The organism is Daejeonella sp., from assembly GCF_044342615.1.
Lineage (GTDB): Bacteria > Bacteroidota > Bacteroidia > Sphingobacteriales > Sphingobacteriaceae > Daejeonella.
Genome location: NZ_JBIIPN010000048.1, coordinates 1 through 18,248, shown reverse-complemented (window position 1 = coordinate 18,248; position 18,248 = coordinate 1). Strand labels below are relative to the sequence as shown.

16 protein-coding genes are annotated in these 18,248 nt (G+C 36.6%); 7 read left to right on the top strand and 9 right to left on the bottom strand.

The genetic code is table 11. The features are described 5' to 3' along the window. Positions 1-440: RDD family protein (locus tag ACIQ0D_RS06020; RefSeq protein ID WP_395803738.1), on the top strand; the 440-nt coding region annotated here is incomplete at its 5' end. A gap of 192 nt (positions 441-632) precedes the next feature. Here the strand turns inward: ACIQ0D_RS06020 and ACIQ0D_RS06015 are convergent. Continuing rightward, on the bottom strand, positions 633-1,457 hold the full coding sequence (locus ACIQ0D_RS06015) for a DUF1080 domain-containing protein (RefSeq protein ID WP_395803736.1): 825 nt from the start codon (positions 1,455-1,457) through the stop codon (positions 633-635). Positions 1,458-1,676: 219 nt separating this feature from the next. Between ACIQ0D_RS06015 and ACIQ0D_RS06010 the strand changes: the two genes are divergently transcribed. From ACIQ0D_RS06010 to ACIQ0D_RS05995, 4 genes are all read left to right on the top strand, one after another. Beyond that, entirely contained in the window at positions 1,677-1,931 is a 255-nt protein-coding gene (locus ACIQ0D_RS06010) for a type II toxin-antitoxin system Phd/YefM family antitoxin (RefSeq protein WP_395803734.1), read from the top strand. Continuing rightward, complete coding sequence (locus ACIQ0D_RS06005) at positions 1,931-2,188, top strand: Txe/YoeB family addiction module toxin (RefSeq protein WP_395803732.1); 258 nt, start codon at positions 1,931-1,933, stop codon at positions 2,186-2,188. The genes ACIQ0D_RS06010 and ACIQ0D_RS06005 overlap by 1 nt, the downstream gene beginning before the upstream one ends. 63 nt (positions 2,189-2,251) lie before the next feature. After that, positions 2,252-2,698 (top strand): GNAT family N-acetyltransferase, encoded by a 447-nt coding sequence (locus ACIQ0D_RS06000; protein ID WP_395803730.1) that lies wholly within the window; start codon positions 2,252-2,254, stop codon positions 2,696-2,698. A 275-nt stretch (positions 2,699-2,973) separates the two neighbouring features. Then, positions 2,974-3,345, top strand: a complete 372-nt coding sequence (locus tag ACIQ0D_RS05995) for a DCC1-like thiol-disulfide oxidoreductase family protein (RefSeq protein WP_395803728.1) — start codon at positions 2,974-2,976, stop codon at positions 3,343-3,345. Positions 3,346-3,423: 78 nt separating this feature from the next. Here ACIQ0D_RS05995 and ACIQ0D_RS05990 read toward each other — a convergent pair whose 3' ends face one another. The 8 genes from ACIQ0D_RS05990 to ACIQ0D_RS05955 all read right to left on the bottom strand — a co-directional run bounded on the left by ACIQ0D_RS05990 (position 3,424) and on the right by ACIQ0D_RS05955 (position 15,464). After that, positions 3,424-5,058: a TldD/PmbA family protein gene (locus ACIQ0D_RS05990; RefSeq protein ID WP_395803726.1), complete on the bottom strand. Its 1,635-nt coding sequence runs from the start codon at positions 5,056-5,058 to the stop codon at positions 3,424-3,426. Between the two features lie 40 nt (positions 5,059-5,098). Beyond that, positions 5,099-6,415, bottom strand: a complete 1,317-nt coding sequence (locus tag ACIQ0D_RS05985) for a TldD/PmbA family protein (RefSeq protein WP_291399785.1) — start codon at positions 6,413-6,415, stop codon at positions 5,099-5,101. A gap of 3 nt (positions 6,416-6,418) precedes the next feature. Further along, positions 6,419-8,053, bottom strand: coding sequence for a TldD/PmbA family protein (locus ACIQ0D_RS05980; RefSeq protein WP_395803724.1), 1,635 nt, complete (start codon positions 8,051-8,053; stop codon positions 6,419-6,421). 76 nt (positions 8,054-8,129) lie between these two features. After that, a complete protein-coding gene (locus tag ACIQ0D_RS05975) occupies positions 8,130-9,887 on the bottom strand; it encodes a hypothetical protein (protein WP_395803722.1) in 1,758 nt (585 codons plus the stop codon). Position 9,888: 1 nt separating this feature from the next. Continuing rightward, positions 9,889-12,030 carry a DUF4175 family protein gene (locus tag ACIQ0D_RS05970; RefSeq protein WP_395803720.1) on the bottom strand — a complete coding sequence of 714 codons (2,142 nt, stop codon included), beginning with the start codon at positions 12,028-12,030 and terminating at the stop codon, positions 9,889-9,891. Next, complete coding sequence (locus tag ACIQ0D_RS05965; protein ID WP_395803718.1) at positions 12,027-13,535, bottom strand: BatA domain-containing protein; 1,509 nt, start codon at positions 13,533-13,535, stop codon at positions 12,027-12,029. Before ACIQ0D_RS05965 ends, ACIQ0D_RS05970 begins: the two co-directional genes overlap by 4 nt. A gap of 3 nt (positions 13,536-13,538) precedes the next feature. Continuing rightward, the gene (locus tag ACIQ0D_RS05960; RefSeq protein WP_395803716.1) at positions 13,539-14,426 is read right to left on the bottom strand and encodes a DUF58 domain-containing protein; all 888 of its coding nucleotides are present in this window, start codon (positions 14,424-14,426) and stop codon (positions 13,539-13,541) included. A 39-nt stretch (positions 14,427-14,465) separates the two neighbouring features. Next, entirely contained in the window at positions 14,466-15,464 is a 999-nt protein-coding gene (locus tag ACIQ0D_RS05955; RefSeq protein WP_395803714.1) for an AAA family ATPase, read from the bottom strand. A 105-nt stretch (positions 15,465-15,569) separates the two neighbouring features. Between ACIQ0D_RS05955 and ACIQ0D_RS05950 the strand changes: the two genes are divergently transcribed. Together ACIQ0D_RS05950 and ispG are read left to right on the top strand one after the other, a co-directional pair. Further along, complete coding sequence (locus ACIQ0D_RS05950; protein WP_395803712.1) at positions 15,570-16,223, top strand: DUF4159 domain-containing protein; 654 nt, start codon at positions 15,570-15,572, stop codon at positions 16,221-16,223. A 129-nt stretch (positions 16,224-16,352) separates the two neighbouring features. Beyond that, positions 16,353-18,248: (E)-4-hydroxy-3-methylbut-2-enyl-diphosphate synthase (gene ispG, locus ACIQ0D_RS05945; RefSeq protein ID WP_395803710.1), on the top strand; the 1,896-nt coding region annotated here is incomplete at its 3' end.

Here is an 18,248-nt window from a genome sequence, read left to right as displayed (position 1 = left end):
AGCATCAAAAAACATTGCCTCAATACTTCGCAGGACTTGATATACGACTTTTAGCTGTAGTTATTGACTATTTCATCATTTTTGCTATTTATTGTGTTATTGCATTAATTATTGTGCTATTTCTTGAGGAGAGAGACTTGAAAATTAAAGTTTCACTCGCGGGATTAGCAATAATTCCACTTGTGAAACTGGTTTATAGCATTGTTATGGAAGGTTCGGCTAGGCAAGGTACTTGGGGGAAGGTTTTAATGGGATTAAGAATTTGTGATGAACAAGGCAATGCCATAAGCTTTGCTCGCGCTTTGGCACGAAACCTAGGTAAGATCATAAGTTCTGGCACGCTCGGTTTAGGATATCTTATGGGGTTTTTCAACAAAAAGCAGCAATGTTTGCATGATTTAATTGCTGGTACGCTGGTGGTGAAGGATAGGTTGATTTGATTGTCAGTTATCGGTTAGCAGTTATCAGTTGGGAGTTGTCAGTTGGCAGTTGTTTACCGCTGGCTGAGGTTCTCGAAGCCCGTTATTTTTACCATACTAACAAATATTTCAGATTCAGGATTCAGGGAGCTTCAGATGAATTTTAATGCCTTTGAGATGTCTTCAGCCTGATATCTGATAACCGCCAACCCCTTATTTCACCAATATCTTATCCAACACTTTTTCAAGCTTAGCCTGATCATTCATGTATTTTTTCAAGTCAAAAAGCTCTACTTTTCTGAATTCTACAGGGTGACTCTCACTTTGAAGCGAGATATAACCTTCTTTTAGAGCTTGACCATCCATTTTTAGAGAAGCATTGAAGTTTGCTACATTGCCACCTCCAATTTGAGGTTTTGTATATTCAAATACCGTTTTCCCTTCCAAGCGATGTTGAATTAGAGAATCGCCAAGAACAACAATTTCAGCACGAACCCACTGATCACCATGATATGTTTTTGAAGTAGAATTAACACAGTGTGGCGTAAATAATTTCCCATTTAAAAAAACATTTGTACCTGGAGTACAAAGATTCAAGGTTGAACGATTAGATTTGCCATCACCACCTAAAAATTGAGTCTCTAAAGAGATTGGAAAATCCTGATTAAGCTCCATACTTTCTGGAGATTGGCTATGAAGCATCGCACCGCTATTGCGAAATGCCCATCCTGGTCCGCCAGGGATTTGATCACCTGTAAAGCGATACTCCACCACTAATACATAAGCAGAAAAAGGTTTTTTATAAAAAATATGTCCATAACGTTCATTCCATTCTTTATAGCCATCATAAGATACTTTCAACACCTGATCTTCCACCCGGAACGTGTTTTGATAATTATCATTTAGTGGGTGACCATTGATTTTAACTTTCCAATCATTAAGATCTTTACCATTAAATAGGCTAATCCAACCCTTTGTTTGTGCTGAACAGGTAGTGCTTATGAGCAATAAGGCAATTGTGATGTATTTTGTGAACATAAATTCTAATTTGAAATTCTAAGATAGGAAAAATATTAATTTTTGATTGGGTTTAACAACATACATGTGCTGAAATTAAAAAATAAGCCTATTTTATTTGGGAGTTTTTTTAGGTGGTTAAATGGACTGAACTTTACAATTTACTCATGAGAAATAAATTCGAAAAACAAATATATTGTACATATATTTGTACATCATAATGTACATTTAATTATCGCTATGCTAACAACAACTTTATCTGATTTTAGAAAAGATATAAAGAGTTATTTCGACAGAGTAACTCAAAACTTTGAAACCTTGATTATTAATCGTGGCAAGGATAATGGCATTGTGATTATGTCTTTGGCTGAATACAATTCCCTTTGCGCAACTCAATATGAAATGTCTTCAAAAGAAAATCAAAGAAGATTAGATTCTGCAATTGAGAAATTGAAATCTGGAAATTCATCTAGACAAAATCTGATTGAAGAATAATGAAATTTATTTTTGTTGATGAATCTTGGGAGGATTACTTGTATTGGCAAAAAACAGACAAGAAAAAACTTAAACGAATTAATGATTTAATCAAAGATATTTCTCAACAACCATTTGAAGGAATTGGAAAGCCAGAGCCGCTAAAATTTAAATATTCTGGATTTTGGTCGAGGAGAATTGATGATGAACATCGTTTAATTTATCAAGTTAAGGATGATGAAATTCTAATTGCGAAATGCAGATTTGATTACGACTAAAATTGTAAGCGTGTTAAAATTGCTCTCCATCTTTTTTAAATTAGAAAAATAAAGAATCAAATTATGCTTATTAGAGAGGCGAGGATTGATGATATTGGTCAAATTCAAATTATAAGGAATTCTGTGACTGAAAATATTTTATCGCATCCAAACTTGGTTACAGATCAAGATTGCGAAGAATTTATTAGCCAAAGAGGAAAAGGTTGGGTGTGTGAAATTGACAAACAAATTGTAGGCTTTGCAATTGTTGATCTGATGGAAAATAATATTTGGGCTTTATTTTTAGACCCTAAATTTGAGGGTAAAGGAATTGGGCAATTATTGCATAAGTCAATGTTGGATTGGTATTTTACGCAGACAAAAGATAAAGTTTGGCTGGGAACAGATCCTAACACAAGGGCAGAAAAGTTTTATAGGAGGGCTGGCTGGACAGAAGTAGGTAAAGACGGATCGGAAGAAATAAAATTTGAAATGACCTACAGTGATTGGTCAAAAAGTCCGAACCACTAAGCACTGTTTAGCAATATGCTTAGGCTTGATTTATTTTTTTTCTTCAAATTTTATTCAAGCGTTTTTTGGGTTTAAAATCTCTTAATGGAAAAGCTATCCTGAAACATTACCTTGCGTGATAACGAATATAGCATGTAATTTTTGTTCAAAAAAACAGTTGTTCTATTTTCACGTTTTGGGAGTATAGCTTGCAACCGGTCTTTACCTAATACATTAAATATCCATCATATATCAATAGGATTAATCGTAAATTTGTAGAGAATAATGGCCAATTTATGCGTTTTAGCAAGTTGAAAGTTTTTGTTGATGGTTGGTGCCCGATGTGTAAGAAATTTGGTCGTATTTTAGTGAAATTAGATCTTCTAAATCTCATTAACATAGAAGATATTAGAATAGCTGAAGTCCCAAGTCAAAATTTTAGAGCCAAAGGACTAAAGGCCATAGCATCAACTAAAAGCAATGGGAAAATTTATTTTGGCTTTGATTCCATTTTTCAAATTTCCTTGTTGATTCCCTTTTTCTGGATATTCATTCCCTTTTTATTTGTACTTAAAATCACAAAGTTTGGCGCATTTTTATATTCTGAGTTGGCAATGAAGCGGACTATCATTCCCTTGCATTGCGATAAGGACTGTGATGCGGTCTAATTAAATCTGTCGGTTTTTAGCAAAAAAAATACCGGCAAGTTTTTTGAATTTGCCGGTATCTATCTGGTAGTGAAGTGATTATATCTTCCTTCCTGTATTAATCACATTTACCCCTTTGAAGAGGGTAGTGGCACATCCATGAGAAACGGCGCTTACTTGGCTCGGCTGACCTTTACCATCGAAGAAAGATCCGCCCAGACGATAGTCTTTTTCATCACAAATTGCAGAGCAGGAATTCCAAAATTCTTGCGTATTTGATTGGTAGGCTACATCTTTCAATAAACCACCAATTTTACCATCCTTTACTTCAAAACATAGCTGACCACTAAATTGGAAATTATATCTCTGCTGATCAATAGAGTAGGAGTTACGTCCGAAAATGTAAATTCCTTTTTCTACGTTTTTCACCATTTCGTTTGCGCTGAGTGGTGTTTTACCTGGCTTTAATGAAACATTTGGCATGCGTTGAAATTGAACCTTATCCCAACTATCTGCATAGCAGCAACCTTGCGATTCTGGAAGTCCGAGGATATGTGCCTGATCACGAGTTGCCTGATAATTAACTAAAATTCCTTCTTTGATGATATCCCAGTTTTTACATTTTACTCCTTCGTCATCATATCCCACAGCAGCTAAAGAGCCTTTTTCAGTTTTATCAGCTTCAAAATTGACAATCTTACTTCCAAAATTGAACTTCTTACTTTCCCATTTATCCAAGGTTAAGAAGCTTGTTCCTGCGTAATTCGCTTCATATCCCAATACACGGTCGAGTTCTGAAGGGTGCCCCACCGACTCATGAATGGTTAGAAATAAGTTTGTAGGGTCAATAATTAAATCATATTTTCCTGGCTCAACTGGCTTAGATCGTAGCTTTTCATCCACATGTCTTGTTGCAGTAACTGCATCCTCCAACATGTTATATCGGTTTTTGTAAATGGTAAATGGACCCTCAATCTCTTCTTCCTTCTTCGGATTTAGATATTCATAACCCATGCCCATTGGCGAACTCAGTGAGTTACGTGTTTCAAATTTTCCTGATTTTGAATCGATTTTTGTAACTGTGAATGTTGGCCACAACCTATGGATGTCTTGATCAATGTAAGAACCCTCAGTAGAAGCAAAATACTTCTGCTCATTCACTAAAAATAGGGATGAATTCACAAAATTTGCTCCGCCTTTCATCGCAGCATCATTCACAGCAAGCAATAATTCGGTTTTTTCCTTAATCGGAATCTCAAAAGCATTTTTCTCAAAAGGTGTTTGCCAGCTTACTTCACCATAACCCTTCTGAGGGGCTAATTTAACCGGCTCGGTAAGTAATTTTGAGTTTACTTTGGCAATTTGTACTGCCGAGGCGGCTGCACGAGCAATATTGTCCTCCGTCAAATTATCAATCGCTGCGAAGCCCCAGCTACCGTTGGCAATAACACGAATTCCCATTCCATAAGATTCGGTATTGCTAATGTTTTCCACCCGATTTTCACGAGTATTTAGAAACTGATTCAAATACCTGCCAATACGAACATCAGCATACGTTGCACCCTTTGAACGAGCAGCATTTAATGCGATGTCGGCTAAGCGCTTCTTTAAACTTACATCAATGGGCATCAAAGCCTCTTCAATGGCAATATCACGGCCTAAAACTGGAACAGATTGGAGCACCGAAGCCCCAATCCCAATTCCTGAAACGTATAAAAAATCTCTTCTTCTCATAACGATAATTTATTAATTTATAATTAAATACCGATGTGGATTATACTGCATCAGACAGTGAAGAGAAAGTAAAGTCTCTAATTTTCATTGGTGGAACAATCATATTTCCACTACGTTGTGGCTTGCCTAAGGCTTCCACATTGTTTAGCATGATTATCGGACTTTCATTAAATCTGAAATTTTTCACCGGGTACATAATTTTTCCATTTTCAATGTAAAAAGTACCGTCACGTGTAAGTCCCGTAAGTAATAAAGTTTGAGGATCCACACTTCTGATATACCAAAAACGAGTCACTAAAATACCTCTTTCAGTACTTTTAATCAGGTCTTCAAGAGAGGCTGTGCCACCTTCCATAATTACTCTATTTGCACCTGGAACAGGTTTTACACCTTTTTGTTGTGCCCAATAACGAGAGTAGCTTAGGTTTTTTACTACACCATTTTCTACCCAAGTTACTTTTTCTTGTGGGATACCATCTCCATTCCATGTTGCTGAAGGTAGGTCTGCATTAAAAGGATCAGAGTAAATGTTTACTTGTTCATTAAACAATTGCTCACCTAAACGCGTACCGCCACCTTTTTTGCTCATGAAACTTCTACCTTCTTCGGCACTTCTAGCATCAAAACCACGAACCATGTTTGATAGCATATCGCTAGCAGCCAAAGGTTCTAAAATGACAGTGTATTTCCCAGGCTCCAATGCTTTTGCGCCGGCAGAACCCACTGCTTTTTGGGCAGCAACTTTTGTTAAGGCAAGCGTATCGAGTTTTGAGATATCATTGAAAGATTCACTAACATAGCCTGATCCTGTACCCGCCTGATTACGAGTGGTTACCGAGAAGGAAACATCAGTATCCATATTGTATGCAAAAAGTCCCTTAGAGTTCATGATTGCTCTAAAGCTAGTTGAGTTTTCCAAGAATCCTGCCGCTTCTAAATTGGCAGCTTTTGCAATATCCAGACTCTTTTTAACTGCTTCTGCACGAATATCAGGATTTACTGCTGCTGTAGTTTTATTGTAAGTGATAGATTCAGCAAATGTTTTTGGTCCCTCTAAAGAAACATACTCCGGATTTGGAGGTGCCAATTGTGCTAGTTCTTCAGATCTTCTTACCACTTTTTCTAGGGATGCATCATCAAACTCATTGATTGTTGCTGAACCTGTTTTTTTACCAAATGTGGAACTAATTGCTAGTCCCATGGTGCTAATATCGCCCGCTGTTGAAACGGCATTTCTCGCATAGCGAATATTTCCGCCTTCGGTACCTGTCAGACTAACTTCACATTCGTCTGCTTTTGAAAAGCTCAATGCTTTTTTCAGAATTGCTTGAGCTTCTGCTTTACTTATTATGCCCATATCTTAAATTTTTCTTGCTGTATTAATAACATTAACTCCATTAAATCTAGTTGTAGAACTTCCGTGAGAAACGGCATTCGACTGGCCTGGTTGCCCTTTACCATCATTGAAAGCACCACCTAAGCGATAATCGCGTTCATCACAAATAGCACCCACGGCATTCCAAAATTCTTGTGTATTTGACTGGTAAGACACATCTTTTAGCATACCCACAATTTTACCTTCCTTAATTTCGTAGAACATTTGTCCGCCGAACTGGAAATTATATCGCTGCTGATCAATTGAGAATGAGCCATCCCCAATGATGTAAACACCCTTTTCAACATCTTTAATCATGTCGTCAACGCTTAATTCCTCTTTTCCAGGCTGTAGCGATATGTTAGGCATACGCTGAAATTGTACATCTGCCCAGCTTTGAGCATAAGAACAACCTTGCGATTCTTTTAAACCAATCATGTGTGCCTGATCACGTGTTGCTTGGAAATTTACAAGAACACCATCTTTAACGATATCCCATTTCTTACATTCAACACCTTCATCATCATAGCCTACAGCACCTAAAGAGGTTTTTTCGGTCTTGTCGGCCGTAACATTCACCAATTTATTACCAAAATTGAAGTTTTTAGAATTTAGTTTGTCTAATGTTAAGAAACTCGTTCCAGCATAATTAGCTTCATATCCGAGTACACGGTCGAGTTCTGTAGGGTGTCCTACCGACTCATGTATGGTTAGCCAAAGGTGTGAAGGGTCAAGGACTAGGTCATATTTGCCTGGTTCAACAGATTTAGCCTTCATTTTTTGGTCTACATTAACTGTTGCAGCTTTTATATCTTCTAGGATATCATAGCGGTCTTTGTAGCGAGTAACTATTCCTTTAACTTTGCTGCTCTCTGTAGGATCGAGGTATTCATAACCCATACCCATTGGGGTACTTAGCGACCTAATCGTATCAAATTTCCCGCTGCTACGGTCAATTTTAGTTACCTGGAAATTAGGATATATTCGGTGAATATCTTGATCAATATAGGAACCATCCGTAGAGGCGAAATATTTCTGCTCGTTAACAGCGAATATCACTGAGTTTACGAAGCTTGCTCCACCTTGCATCGCTAAAGCGTTTGTAGCAAGTAAAAGATCAACTTTTTCTTTAACTGGAACTTCAAATGCATTTTTTTCGATTGGCGATTTCCAGCTAACCTCTCCATAGCCATTTTGAGGGGCTAATTGGACTGCTTCTCCCTGTATTTTGGCATTAGCCTTCGCTACTGCAACTGCTCTTTCGGCAGCTTTTGCAATAGCTTCCTTGTTCACATTGTTGGTAGATGCAAAACCCCAGCAACCATTTGCAATAACACGTACCCCAACACCATAAGATTCGGTATTAGATACCCCCTGTACACTTTTTTCACGTGTAGCTACAAATTGATTGAGGTAACGGCCAATACGAACATCAGCATAACTGGCTCCTTTTGCTTTGGCCGCATTTAGCGCCACATCTGCCAATTCCTTTTTTATTTTTACATCCACCACATTCAATGCTTCCATTGGGTCGATTGGATTACCGAAAAGCGACAAGTTTGGTAGCATTAATGCCCCCGCACCGAGTCCACTTAGGTAGAGAAATTCACTTCTTTTCAATATGTTATCCTCCTTTAAATTGGTTAATTATATAAAAACGTTTTGTTAAAATTTTTAATTATTTCTAAATATGAAGTTATGATAATTTTTCTTCAAGCCATAAATATGTGCAACAAAGTAAAAATAAAATGTAAAACCAGATTGCTGAAACTTGGTCTTCATAAATTGAATGAGCAAATTTTTCTTTAATGCTATCCTTCTTTTCGAGCATCCATCTCTTTTTAGTATTTTTTATTTTTTCTGCAGCACGCACTCCCTTCCAGGCAGATTCATCAAATACATAAATCCATTCTTTCTCATTATCAATGGATTGCCAACCTGTTTTTTCGGGCCACCAGCTTCCTCTCTGCTCAAATTGAAGTACGGGATCTTGAATTAACGCAAGCTGATCACCATTGATATTAAGTTTTAAAGAGTCACTCGATAGTTGTAATTCTTTATTTATTATCGGTATCTGTGGAATAATATAGTTAACAGCTAATTCCTTCTTTTTTCCAGCTTTTTGAAGGACGTATGTCCAGAATGAGGAATAATCATTTAGCTGATTACCAAGAACCCATGTATAAGTATCATTTATCAAACTAAGTACAATTTTGCCTCTCCCCAATAATTTACTACTTATTAGAATATCACCTAATTCATTTTTAACCAGGCTTTGTGTTCCTGATTGAGGCATTATCGATAATAATGTACTTCCTTGAATAATGTTTTTTGTTGCCTCTTGGCCATTCCAAGTTAAATTCATGGTTTTTGGAATAGCTTTTTTATTCTCTTGAAGGCTAAAAGCTTTCTTATAAAAACCAGATCCAGATTCAATAGCATCAGTTTTAATTAACAAACCCATGCCCAAATTGATTTGATTTTGTAAAACTTGACTTTCTACATTGCTTAGGCGGGCTAATTCTTGAATGTCGCCAATGAGCATATCGAAATCATTCAGCAAAGTGGCATTTATGTGCGTCAAATCGATTTTTGAGCCATTTAGAAACTCGCTATTGAATTTATTCGTACTTATAGTAGTTCTTATGGCTAGGCTATAGCCTTGTTCTGAAAGCCAATTTTTGAGAAATTTATGCTCAAAGTCAGGTGATGCGGCCAAAATCAAAATTCGCATGGGCTCTTTTGCCTTAACCAGTATTGGCAAGTCTTCTTTAACAATTGTGTCTCCACCAGCTAGGGCAATTAAAGAATAAACTGCTTTGTTGAGGTGTTTTGGGATACATTTTAACTCAAAATTAGCACTTTCTTTTTCGATAAATGTCGAATCTAGATTAGTGCCCATCCCCTGTAAAACTAGCTTAATCTCCCGCTTTTCAAGATTATTGTAGCTCCCTTGAATTAATAATTCCTCCCCTGATCTTATCTTATTTGACCAGTTAATAGAACTAATGCCATCTGCCAAAACAGAAGGATGAAAAATTAGATTTTTACCCCTAAGGCTCTCAAATTCATGATTTTCTAAGCCATAACCATAAACGTGGAAAATTTCAAATTTGGAATTTGAACTTAAAAATTTATTGATATCGCCAATGTGTTTTACGTTTTTATTTTTTTCTGCAATTTCTTTTTCTGTAGTAAAAATGGAGCGACCCTTCCAGCTTTCCAGACTATCTTTATGATAGCCTTCAGTCAATAAAATTGCGCTATTTGTCTCTTTAACGGAGACTTGACGCTTATATTTAATGGGTGAAGCAATAAAATAGAGAGCGATTATCGCAAAAATTGAAGCCAATATCCTCAAGATTCGGTTCGATTTATTTTCGCGTTTTATTTCCTTAAACAGGATAAATGCGAGTAACAAGGCTAGGGCAATAAAAATATAGATCTGATCCATTTTAAGGTTGCGCTTGCTTTAATTGTTTAAAATATTCTGTTGAAAGGGATGTTTTGCTACGCGTAGGATTTGCCTGCGGTGTTCTATTTTCATCCTTAATTATTCTTTGCAATGCAGATTCCACCATAGAAATCTCCTTGTAACTAAGTTTTAAATTAATGGTTGTGCTAATGATTTTTCGGACGATTTCTAAAGCACTTAGGTAGCTACCAGGCTCTGAAATTGCCCTTGCACTGATTTTTCGGCTCGCATCTTGAAGAATTGTACGATCTTGCCGACTCAAAACTACTCCATTTCTGAGTTTCGAAATTATTGCACTTGCTTTTTTTAATGAACTTTGTTCCTCATTTTTTGAAAACGTTTTTTCGGCACTTGGTTGAATGATTTTATCAAGCTCGCCACTAAGACGCTTTTCTTCTTTGATTGCTGCAGTTTTTAAGGCAGTTTTTGAAACATAAGCCCTCGACTTTTGTTGTAAATCTTTCAATAAACGTAAAGCTTTGTACTCAAATGGCAATGCTTCATCGGGCTTGTAAGTCCGCAAGCGTAATTCCGATTTCCACATTTCAGTGAGAGTTGCTTTTAATTGGGCCTTTAACTCCGGCTCAAAAAAGGTGGCATCTTCTGCAACATCATGCTTGTGGGCATAAGAATCCATTATTTTCTCGGCATCACCAAAGTTGGCTCCAGCTTCCCCATCTTCATGACCTTCGTGATCCTCATGCTCTTCATTGCCGGGGCCAATTTCGCCTTCTGATTCCTCCCCTAAAAACTTCCCATAGCGAAGACGCAAGAGTTTTTGATCAATACCTAAATTATTGCTTCTGCTTTTAAACTCTTCGGTGCTTAGGCTATTTTTTTCTTTGAGCAGTTTTTCTGTGTCGATGATAATTTGCCTCTGACTTCTAAAATATTCTGGAACCAAGTTTACACCACCCAACATGCCATCCATGCTCATCAGTTTTGCCGTGTCTTGTATGCTTACTTGGTAAACGTCCGAGCGACTCAGCTGCTTGCGACTATCTATGGCTTGAATGTAAAAATAAAGTTCATCCCCCGCTTGCATGCCTAAGCTTGCTAAGTCGATGGTTTTCTGTAGTTTATATTCTTTATTGCCGCTAATTTTATCGCTAAAGCGGATGATTTGCTCCTTAAATTTTACTCCTTCCCCTTGACCGCTACTGATTGTAGCCGAAATATAAACCTCATTTACCCCATAATCATCGTTTACTTGAACTTGTAAATTTGTTCGTTGAGGTTCACCAAAATCAATGGTGCTATACTGCTTTGGCGATGAAATTCGGATTAATGGCGCCTCATCTTTTATGATTTCTAATTTATATAAATCCGACAATTTGCCATCTAATTTCACTTGGTAAAAGCCCGATTTATTAATGGTTTTGCTAAAGGTCCAAAGCGTCCGACTCTTATTTAAAGCACGTAATTTTGAAGTTTCTGTATCATTAAAAATAAAATCCAATCTATCCACTGATTGATTCGTCTCAATGGTCCACTCAAGTACAGAGGCATCTTCAACAATAGCTGAAAACTGCTTTTGAGTCCGCTTTTTATTGTTTGTATAGGATGGTGGTGTAATTTTTAAACTGACAGATGCTATTTCTGGCAATATTTTATCCACTACAAGGGCATTAGTCCCAATAATAGATAAATTATTAGATTTTAAGTCGATTGGGCCGATTTTTCCAATTAGTATTGAAGCCGAAACAGATAAAATCATTAAAATGGATGCAGATTTTAATCGTTTGTAAATCAAACCTGGTATTTTCAGGTTATTTATCTCATTTTCAACTCTTTGTGCTTGTATTTTTTCTAGAATGTTTAATTTTTCTACATCTTTTAAAAGTAGGGAACTGCTTTCTTCCAATTGTGGATAGCTCTGGTTTAGTAATCGGGCAACGTCTTCTCCATTGATCTTTAGAATATTAGAGATTTTAATAAAAATCAATCCTAAAATTATTGTTAAATGGACTGTGTGCCAAGAGGATATGATTGAGAAGATATTCCAAATAGATAGCGTTAAAATGGAGATAGAAAAAGCTAAAAACAGCTTTGCCAACAGACTCGATAAAATCCATTGGAATTTTATTTTTTGGATAAATGATTTCCCTGTTAAATAACTCATCTTAAATTATTTTTAAAGCTTAAATACCTTTCAAGCATAAAAATCAGGATCAATGCGAGCCAAAAATGATTTGCTAAGTCGGTGGTATTAGATGGCTTTTTATCTAGCAAAGCTTTTTTCTGATTTGTAAAAATCGGAAGCATTTGTGTTTCGCTTACTTTTCTATTGTCTAGTTCATGTATTTTTGACTCGTTATTTTTTGATAAAATTATGTTAATCAATGCTTTAGGAAGATCCTCGCCCCAAACTAACTCGTTCCAATCGGGGTTAAATCTGGAATAAAATTCGATTTTGGTATAATTTTTTTCTTGCCGCTGACTAAGAATTGGATTTCCGAAACCATCTTCCCAAATTATAAAGGCATCAGGTTTATTTTCAGGGATATTAATTCTTTTGTAAAGTCCAATTTCCGAATCGCTGGTATTTTGATCCAGCTTTAGTGTGGTACTTACATTTTTAACTTCACCATTTTCATAGGTTAAAATTTTGGTTTTGGGCGAAATTTGCTTTGGTATTGCCGACTCCGATAACCAGAAAATAATGTTTTGCCCTGAAGGGATGTCTTTGGTGCTATATTCTTGTAGCTCAATTTTTAGTGATGTATATGTTTTTATTGCCCTAATTGCAGCTTTGATATAATTGGCGTCCGACTTAAACTTATCGGTATAAATCGCTATTTTGATGCCTGTGGTATCGATTATAAGCGAATGGCTATTTTTATTTTTCGTATCTTTGTAATGCAGATTTGCAAGTCCTTGCTCAAAATTCAAAGTCAATCTGCTGTTTTTAATTGTTGGATCGAAGGCCTCGGTGCTATAAGTGGTAGCTGCAGGGCTACTTGTCGCGATTGTTGCCATGATACTTCCTGATTCTTGAAACCAAGCATTTTCAAGCCAAGAATTTGTAGAATCTGTAGGTGTGATTGTTTTCCAGGTCAGTGGGAATGAAATTTCAGCACGCTTATTTCCTAATTTAGTTAATCTATTGCCCGTAAACAGAAAAGCTTTTGTATTGGCTGGAATTTTAACATTCAATAAATCAAGAAGTGGCCAATAGGAAAAGGCTTCATTTTTGTCTTTTGTAGATGTAATTCCTTTTTGAATGTCTTCAATTTTAATCTTTCTGAAATTGGGTTCAAAATAACGTAAATCATATCCTAATCTATCAAGAGAGTCGATTTCAGATTTAAAATTGCTATAAATTGCTTTGCTGTTTTCTTCTTCAATGAGTATCCATGCTGATTTTGTTTCCTCTGTATTGATGCTGTTCCAAATGGGCTTTGCCAAGATAATAGCTAAAATAATCAGTAATAGGCATCGTAACAATAAAAGAAGGAGATCGATTAGTTTTAGGCTTTTTGCACTTTGCCTGGAACTTTCACCCAAAAGACTAATGCTGCCAACTTTTAGTGTTTTGCCTTTTTTTACATTCCACAAATGGATAATCAGTGGAATAATAATTCCGCCAATAGCAAATAACCAGATGGGATTTAATACTTGTAGCAAGGTTTAAGTTCTTTGTTTTTTACGTTGATTTAAAAAATCTCTTAAGGCTTGGTCGAGTGGATCGGCCATGCTAATCATTCGATAATAAATATTTCGATCTAAAAGCTTCATTCTGAGTCTGCTCAGGTGCTCGTTTAACTTCTCTTGATAGTCTTTTTTTGCCGTTTTTATATCAATTTTAACAGTTTTTCCGGTCTCCAAATCTTCTAATTCTGAATAACTTTTATAATCGAGGTCGAGTTCGTTTTTGCCCATCAAGTGGAATACAATCACTTCATTTTTCAGTGCATTGAATGTATCTAATAATTGCAATAGCTCTCCATTTTCTTCGTAAAGGTCTGTGATGAAAATTAGGAGCTCTCTGCCTTTGGATGCAGAATAAAGATCTTTATAATGAATAGGTTTTGTAAAGCTACCTCCTGCTTTAATATGTTCCAATTGATAAAACATTCTTGATAAATGTTGGAAATCTTGTTTGGAGGCTAAGGAGTAAAAACCTTCATCTTGAAACACATAAAGTCCGATTGCATCGCCTTGTAAATGAGCAAGATAGGCAAGCGATGCGACCAGATATTTAGCATAATCAATTTTTTTGAAGCTTCCATCTACATGATTCATAGAGGCGCTAGCATCAATTACAAAGCGTACCGAAATGCTAGTTTCCACTTCAGATTCGCGGATATAATAGCGATCAGAACGGCCATACATTTTCCAGTCGAGCCATCGTAAATCATCACCAGGTTGGTAAGAGCGGTACTGACTAAATTCTAAACCCGGACCTTTCAGAGCGCTTTTATTAAGTCCCGTCATAAAACCATCCACCACAGTCTTTGCTGCCAATGAAAGGTCTTTGATTGCCATTACGGCTTTCGGGTCTAATAATTTACTCATTTGCTAATTGTTCTTGATTAAGAAATTTCAATAATCTATTTAAGCCTTTATTTTTGACCGTTCCACCGATTTAATTAATTCGGTCGTTACTTGATCGGAGCTCACATTTTCTGCTTCAGCTTTAAAATTAACGAGGATTCGGTGTCGCAATACCGGATAAGCCATGCTATGCAAATCTTCCATAACAACAGCAAAACGGCCTTTTAGCAAAGCTCTTGCCTTGGCTGTTAAAATTAAGGCTTGACCTGCTCGTGGTCCCGCGCCCCAGCGTACCCATTCCTTTACATAGTCTATGCTGGTGGTATCAGGACGTGTGGCCCGAATAAAATTGCTGACATACTCTACCAAATCTTCGCTGATACTTACCTCTCTAACGAGTGATTGGATTTGTAAAATATCTTCCCCACTTAAAACGGGTGTTATTTCTGCTTTTTTAGAACCTGTAGTATTATTTAAGATTCCAAATTCTTCTTGTGCAGTAGGATAGCCAATTTTTACAAAAAGCAGGAATCGATCGAGTTGTGCTTCTGGTAGGGGATAGGTTCCTGCCTGCTCAATTGGATTTTGGGTAGCAAGTATAAAAAACGGGCGATCAAGCGGGTATGTTTGCCCGCCATACGTTACCTCAAACTCCTGCATGGCTTCAAGTAGGGCCGCTTGGGTCTTTGGTGGGGTACGATTTATCTCGTCCGCAAGAATGATATTTGCAAAAATTGGTCCTTTATTAAATTTAAAAAACCTTTTTCCTGTACTATGATCTTCTTCTAAAATTTCGGTGCCAATGATATCGGTGGGCATCAAATCGGGTGTAAATTGTATCCTACGGAAAGAAAGATGCATGGCTTGCGACAAGCTTTTTACCATCAATGTTTTTGCAAGTCCCGGAACCCCCTCCAACAGACAATGCCCACCAGCCATTAAAGCGATGATCATTTCTTCCAATACTTGATCCTGTCCGACAATAACTTTTTGAATTTCCTGCTTTAAATGAGGTAGTTTTGAAATTATTGCCTTGATCTTGCTTTCTGACATTTCCATTTCGTATAATTGAATAAATAAAGCGAAAATTAGGAATATTTTGGCGGATTGCAGAGATATGTGTATTTCCAACCGTATTTTTACACAAAAATCTTTCTAATTTTTTTGGGAAGAACATTAAAGATTTTGTTGATGAATGTTATTTCTAAGTTCACATTTGCGAGAATCAAATATCGCTCAGGAAACTGGGACACGGATCAACGTATGCCTTCCAATTTGCTGAACTCTCTAGTAGAATATACCACAATTCCGATTAATTATGAAGAAAAAGTTGTAGATCTTGCTAGTAATGAGATATTTATGTATCCGTTTACTTATCTCAGCGGACATAAATTGGTTCAATTCAATCAGCAGGAGAAGGCCAATTTTAAGAAATACGTCGAAAATGGGGGCTTTGTGTTTGTAGATGATTGTAATCATGATATCGACGGACTATTCGCCAAATCGTTTGAGGCGCAAATAAGTTCACTTTTTGGTCCTACAGCCTTAAAAAAGATTCCAAACAATCATGAAATTTATCGATCTTTTTTTGAGTTTGAAAAGGGTCCGCCTACCACTTCTTTTGAACTAAATGGATGGGGTGATGATTTAGTGCATGATTATCTTAAAGCAGTGGAGTTTAACGGCCGAATTGGAGTTTTATACAGCAATAAGGATTATGGATGTGAGTGGGATTATGATTTTAGAAATAAACGCTTTTATGCCGAAGATAATACCAAATTTGGAGTCAATATTATTGTGTATGCGATGGGAGTGTAAGCTGATTTTATTTGTATTTATTTGATTGTCAAGGTATTGTATCTAATTTCATCTCTTTTTAGCATTATAAAAATTTGACAATAGATAATCATCATATTATGTATTTTTGTAAAATTTTGATCCTTTTTAATGATAAAGAAGCCATTTGATGCTCTAAACGGCAAGTATTGTAACTCTTTGGATACTTATTCTAGGTTTGTAACTCGGGAAGTATTGATTGGAAATATTGCGATGGGTGCGCACAATCCAATAAGAATTCAAAGTATGACTACAACTGATACCATGGATACCCTTGGTACGGTTGAGCAGACTATCCGAATGGTGGATTCTGGATGTGAGTTAGTTAGAATAACCGCGCCTAGTATAAAAGAAGCTAAAAATTTAGCTTTAATTAAAAAGGAATTAGTTGCCCGTGGATATCAAGTCCCTTTAATTGCAGATATTCATTTTACACCCAATGCAGCTGAAGAAGCGGCAAGGATTGTAGAAAAGGTGCGAATTAATCCAGGGAACTATGCTGATAAAAAGCGATTTGAAAATTTTGAATATACTGATTCTGAATATCAAGCTGAGCTAGAAAGAATTTACAAAAAATTCACCCCTCTTGTTAAAGTTTGTAAGGAATATGGTACTGCCATGCGAATTGGTACCAATCATGGTTCACTTTCTGATCGCATCATGAGCCACTATGGCGATACTCCTCGTGGAATGGTAGAATCGGCCATGGAGTTTATGCGCATGTGCGAAGATTTAAATTACTATAATCTTGTCATTTCGATGAAGTCGAGTAACCCGCAGGTAATGGTTCAGGCTTATCGATTATTAGTTGAAACTATGGTAAAGGAGGGAATGAATTATCCTTTACATTTAGGTGTAACCGAAGCTGGTGATGGTGAGGATGGAAGAATTAAGTCGGCAGTAGGTATTGGTGCCCTTTTGGAAGATGGTTTAGGTGATACCATTCGTGTTTCACTTACAGAAGATCCTGAATTTGAAGCTCCTGTAGCTTCTGCATTGGCAGATAGGTATAAGGTGAGGCAGTTGGCAGTTGACGGTTCTCAGTTGTCGGTTGGCAGTCAATCAGTTGACAGTTCTCAGTTGTCAGTTGGCAGCGAAGGAAATAGTTTGGGGGCAAATCATAATCCTTATGAGTATCAGAAGCGTCAAACAGCAGAGCTAAATACCTTTATTGGTGGTCATCAAGTACCTCGAGTAGTAATTGATATTTCTGGTAAAAATTTAAAAGATCCAGCGGTTTTAGGTGATGTAGGATATATTTATTCATCAGTTCTTGATAAATACAATATGGCTGAGCAATCATGCGATTTTGTTTATTTAGCCGATTCTTTGCCTTCTTTTAGCTTTCCTGGAAATTTAAAACAACTTTATAATTATTCAACTTGGAAGACGCTTACCAATAAAAGTAATTGTCATCCATTTTATACTTTGGAAGACTTTATATCATCAAAAGATCATGATGCTGCATTGAATTTAGTTTCAATAAGAAATCAAGATATTGATTCTGAGCTTTTTAAGGATTTGCCTTTTGATGATACCTTAGTTTTTGTTTTAGAAACTGATGCGGTATGTGGTTTGCAAGATCAGCGCAATGCTTTCTTCAAATTAATGGAAATGGGTCTTGATATTCCGGTAATTATCAAGCGAAAATATTCTTTAAATGATCAAAAATCGGTTCTTTTGCCTCAAGAATCTGATTTTCAATTATATTCTGCCACTGATTTTGGAGGTTTATTATTGGATGGTTTTGGAGATGGAATTTGGGCAGAAGCATCAGATATCCCGACAAAAAACATTCTTTCTACATCTTTTGGTATTTTGCAGGCTACACGTTCTAGAATTTCAAAAACCGAATATATTTCTTGTCCGAGTTGCGGTCGTACCCTCTTCGATTTACAGATTACTACTCAAATGATTCGTAGCCGTACAGATCATCTCAAAGGCTTAAAAATTGGAATCATGGGTTGCATAGTGAACGGTCCAGGAGAGATGGCAGATGCTGATTAT

Excerpts from the sequence above, each read along its gene's own strand:
- ACIQ0D_RS06015 (WP_395803736.1), bottom strand. The coding sequence starts at position 1,457 with ATGTTCACAAAATACATCACAATTGCCTTATTGCTCATAAGCACTACC.
- ACIQ0D_RS06010 (WP_395803734.1), top strand. The coding sequence starts at position 1,677 with ATGCTAACAACAACTTTATCTGATTTTAGAAAAGATATAAAGAGTTAT.
- ACIQ0D_RS06005 (WP_395803732.1), top strand. The coding sequence starts at position 1,931 with ATGAAATTTATTTTTGTTGATGAATCTTGGGAGGATTACTTGTATTGG.
- ACIQ0D_RS06000 (WP_395803730.1), top strand. The coding sequence starts at position 2,252 with ATGCTTATTAGAGAGGCGAGGATTGATGATATTGGTCAAATTCAAATT.
- ACIQ0D_RS05995 (WP_395803728.1), top strand. The coding sequence starts at position 2,974 with ATGCGTTTTAGCAAGTTGAAAGTTTTTGTTGATGGTTGGTGCCCGATG.
- ACIQ0D_RS05990 (WP_395803726.1), bottom strand. The coding sequence starts at position 5,058 with ATGAGAAGAAGAGATTTTTTATACGTTTCAGGAATTGGGATTGGGGCT.
- ACIQ0D_RS05985 (WP_291399785.1), bottom strand. The coding sequence starts at position 6,415 with ATGGGCATAATAAGTAAAGCAGAAGCTCAAGCAATTCTGAAAAAAGCA.
- ACIQ0D_RS05975 (WP_395803722.1), bottom strand. The coding sequence starts at position 9,887 with ATGGATCAGATCTATATTTTTATTGCCCTAGCCTTGTTACTCGCATTT.
- ACIQ0D_RS05970 (WP_395803720.1), bottom strand. The coding sequence starts at position 12,030 with ATGAGTTATTTAACAGGGAAATCATTTATCCAAAAAATAAAATTCCAA.
- ACIQ0D_RS05960 (WP_395803716.1), bottom strand. The coding sequence starts at position 14,426 with ATGAGTAAATTATTAGACCCGAAAGCCGTAATGGCAATCAAAGACCTT.
- ACIQ0D_RS05955 (WP_395803714.1), bottom strand. The coding sequence starts at position 15,464 with ATGGAAATGTCAGAAAGCAAGATCAAGGCAATAATTTCAAAACTACCT.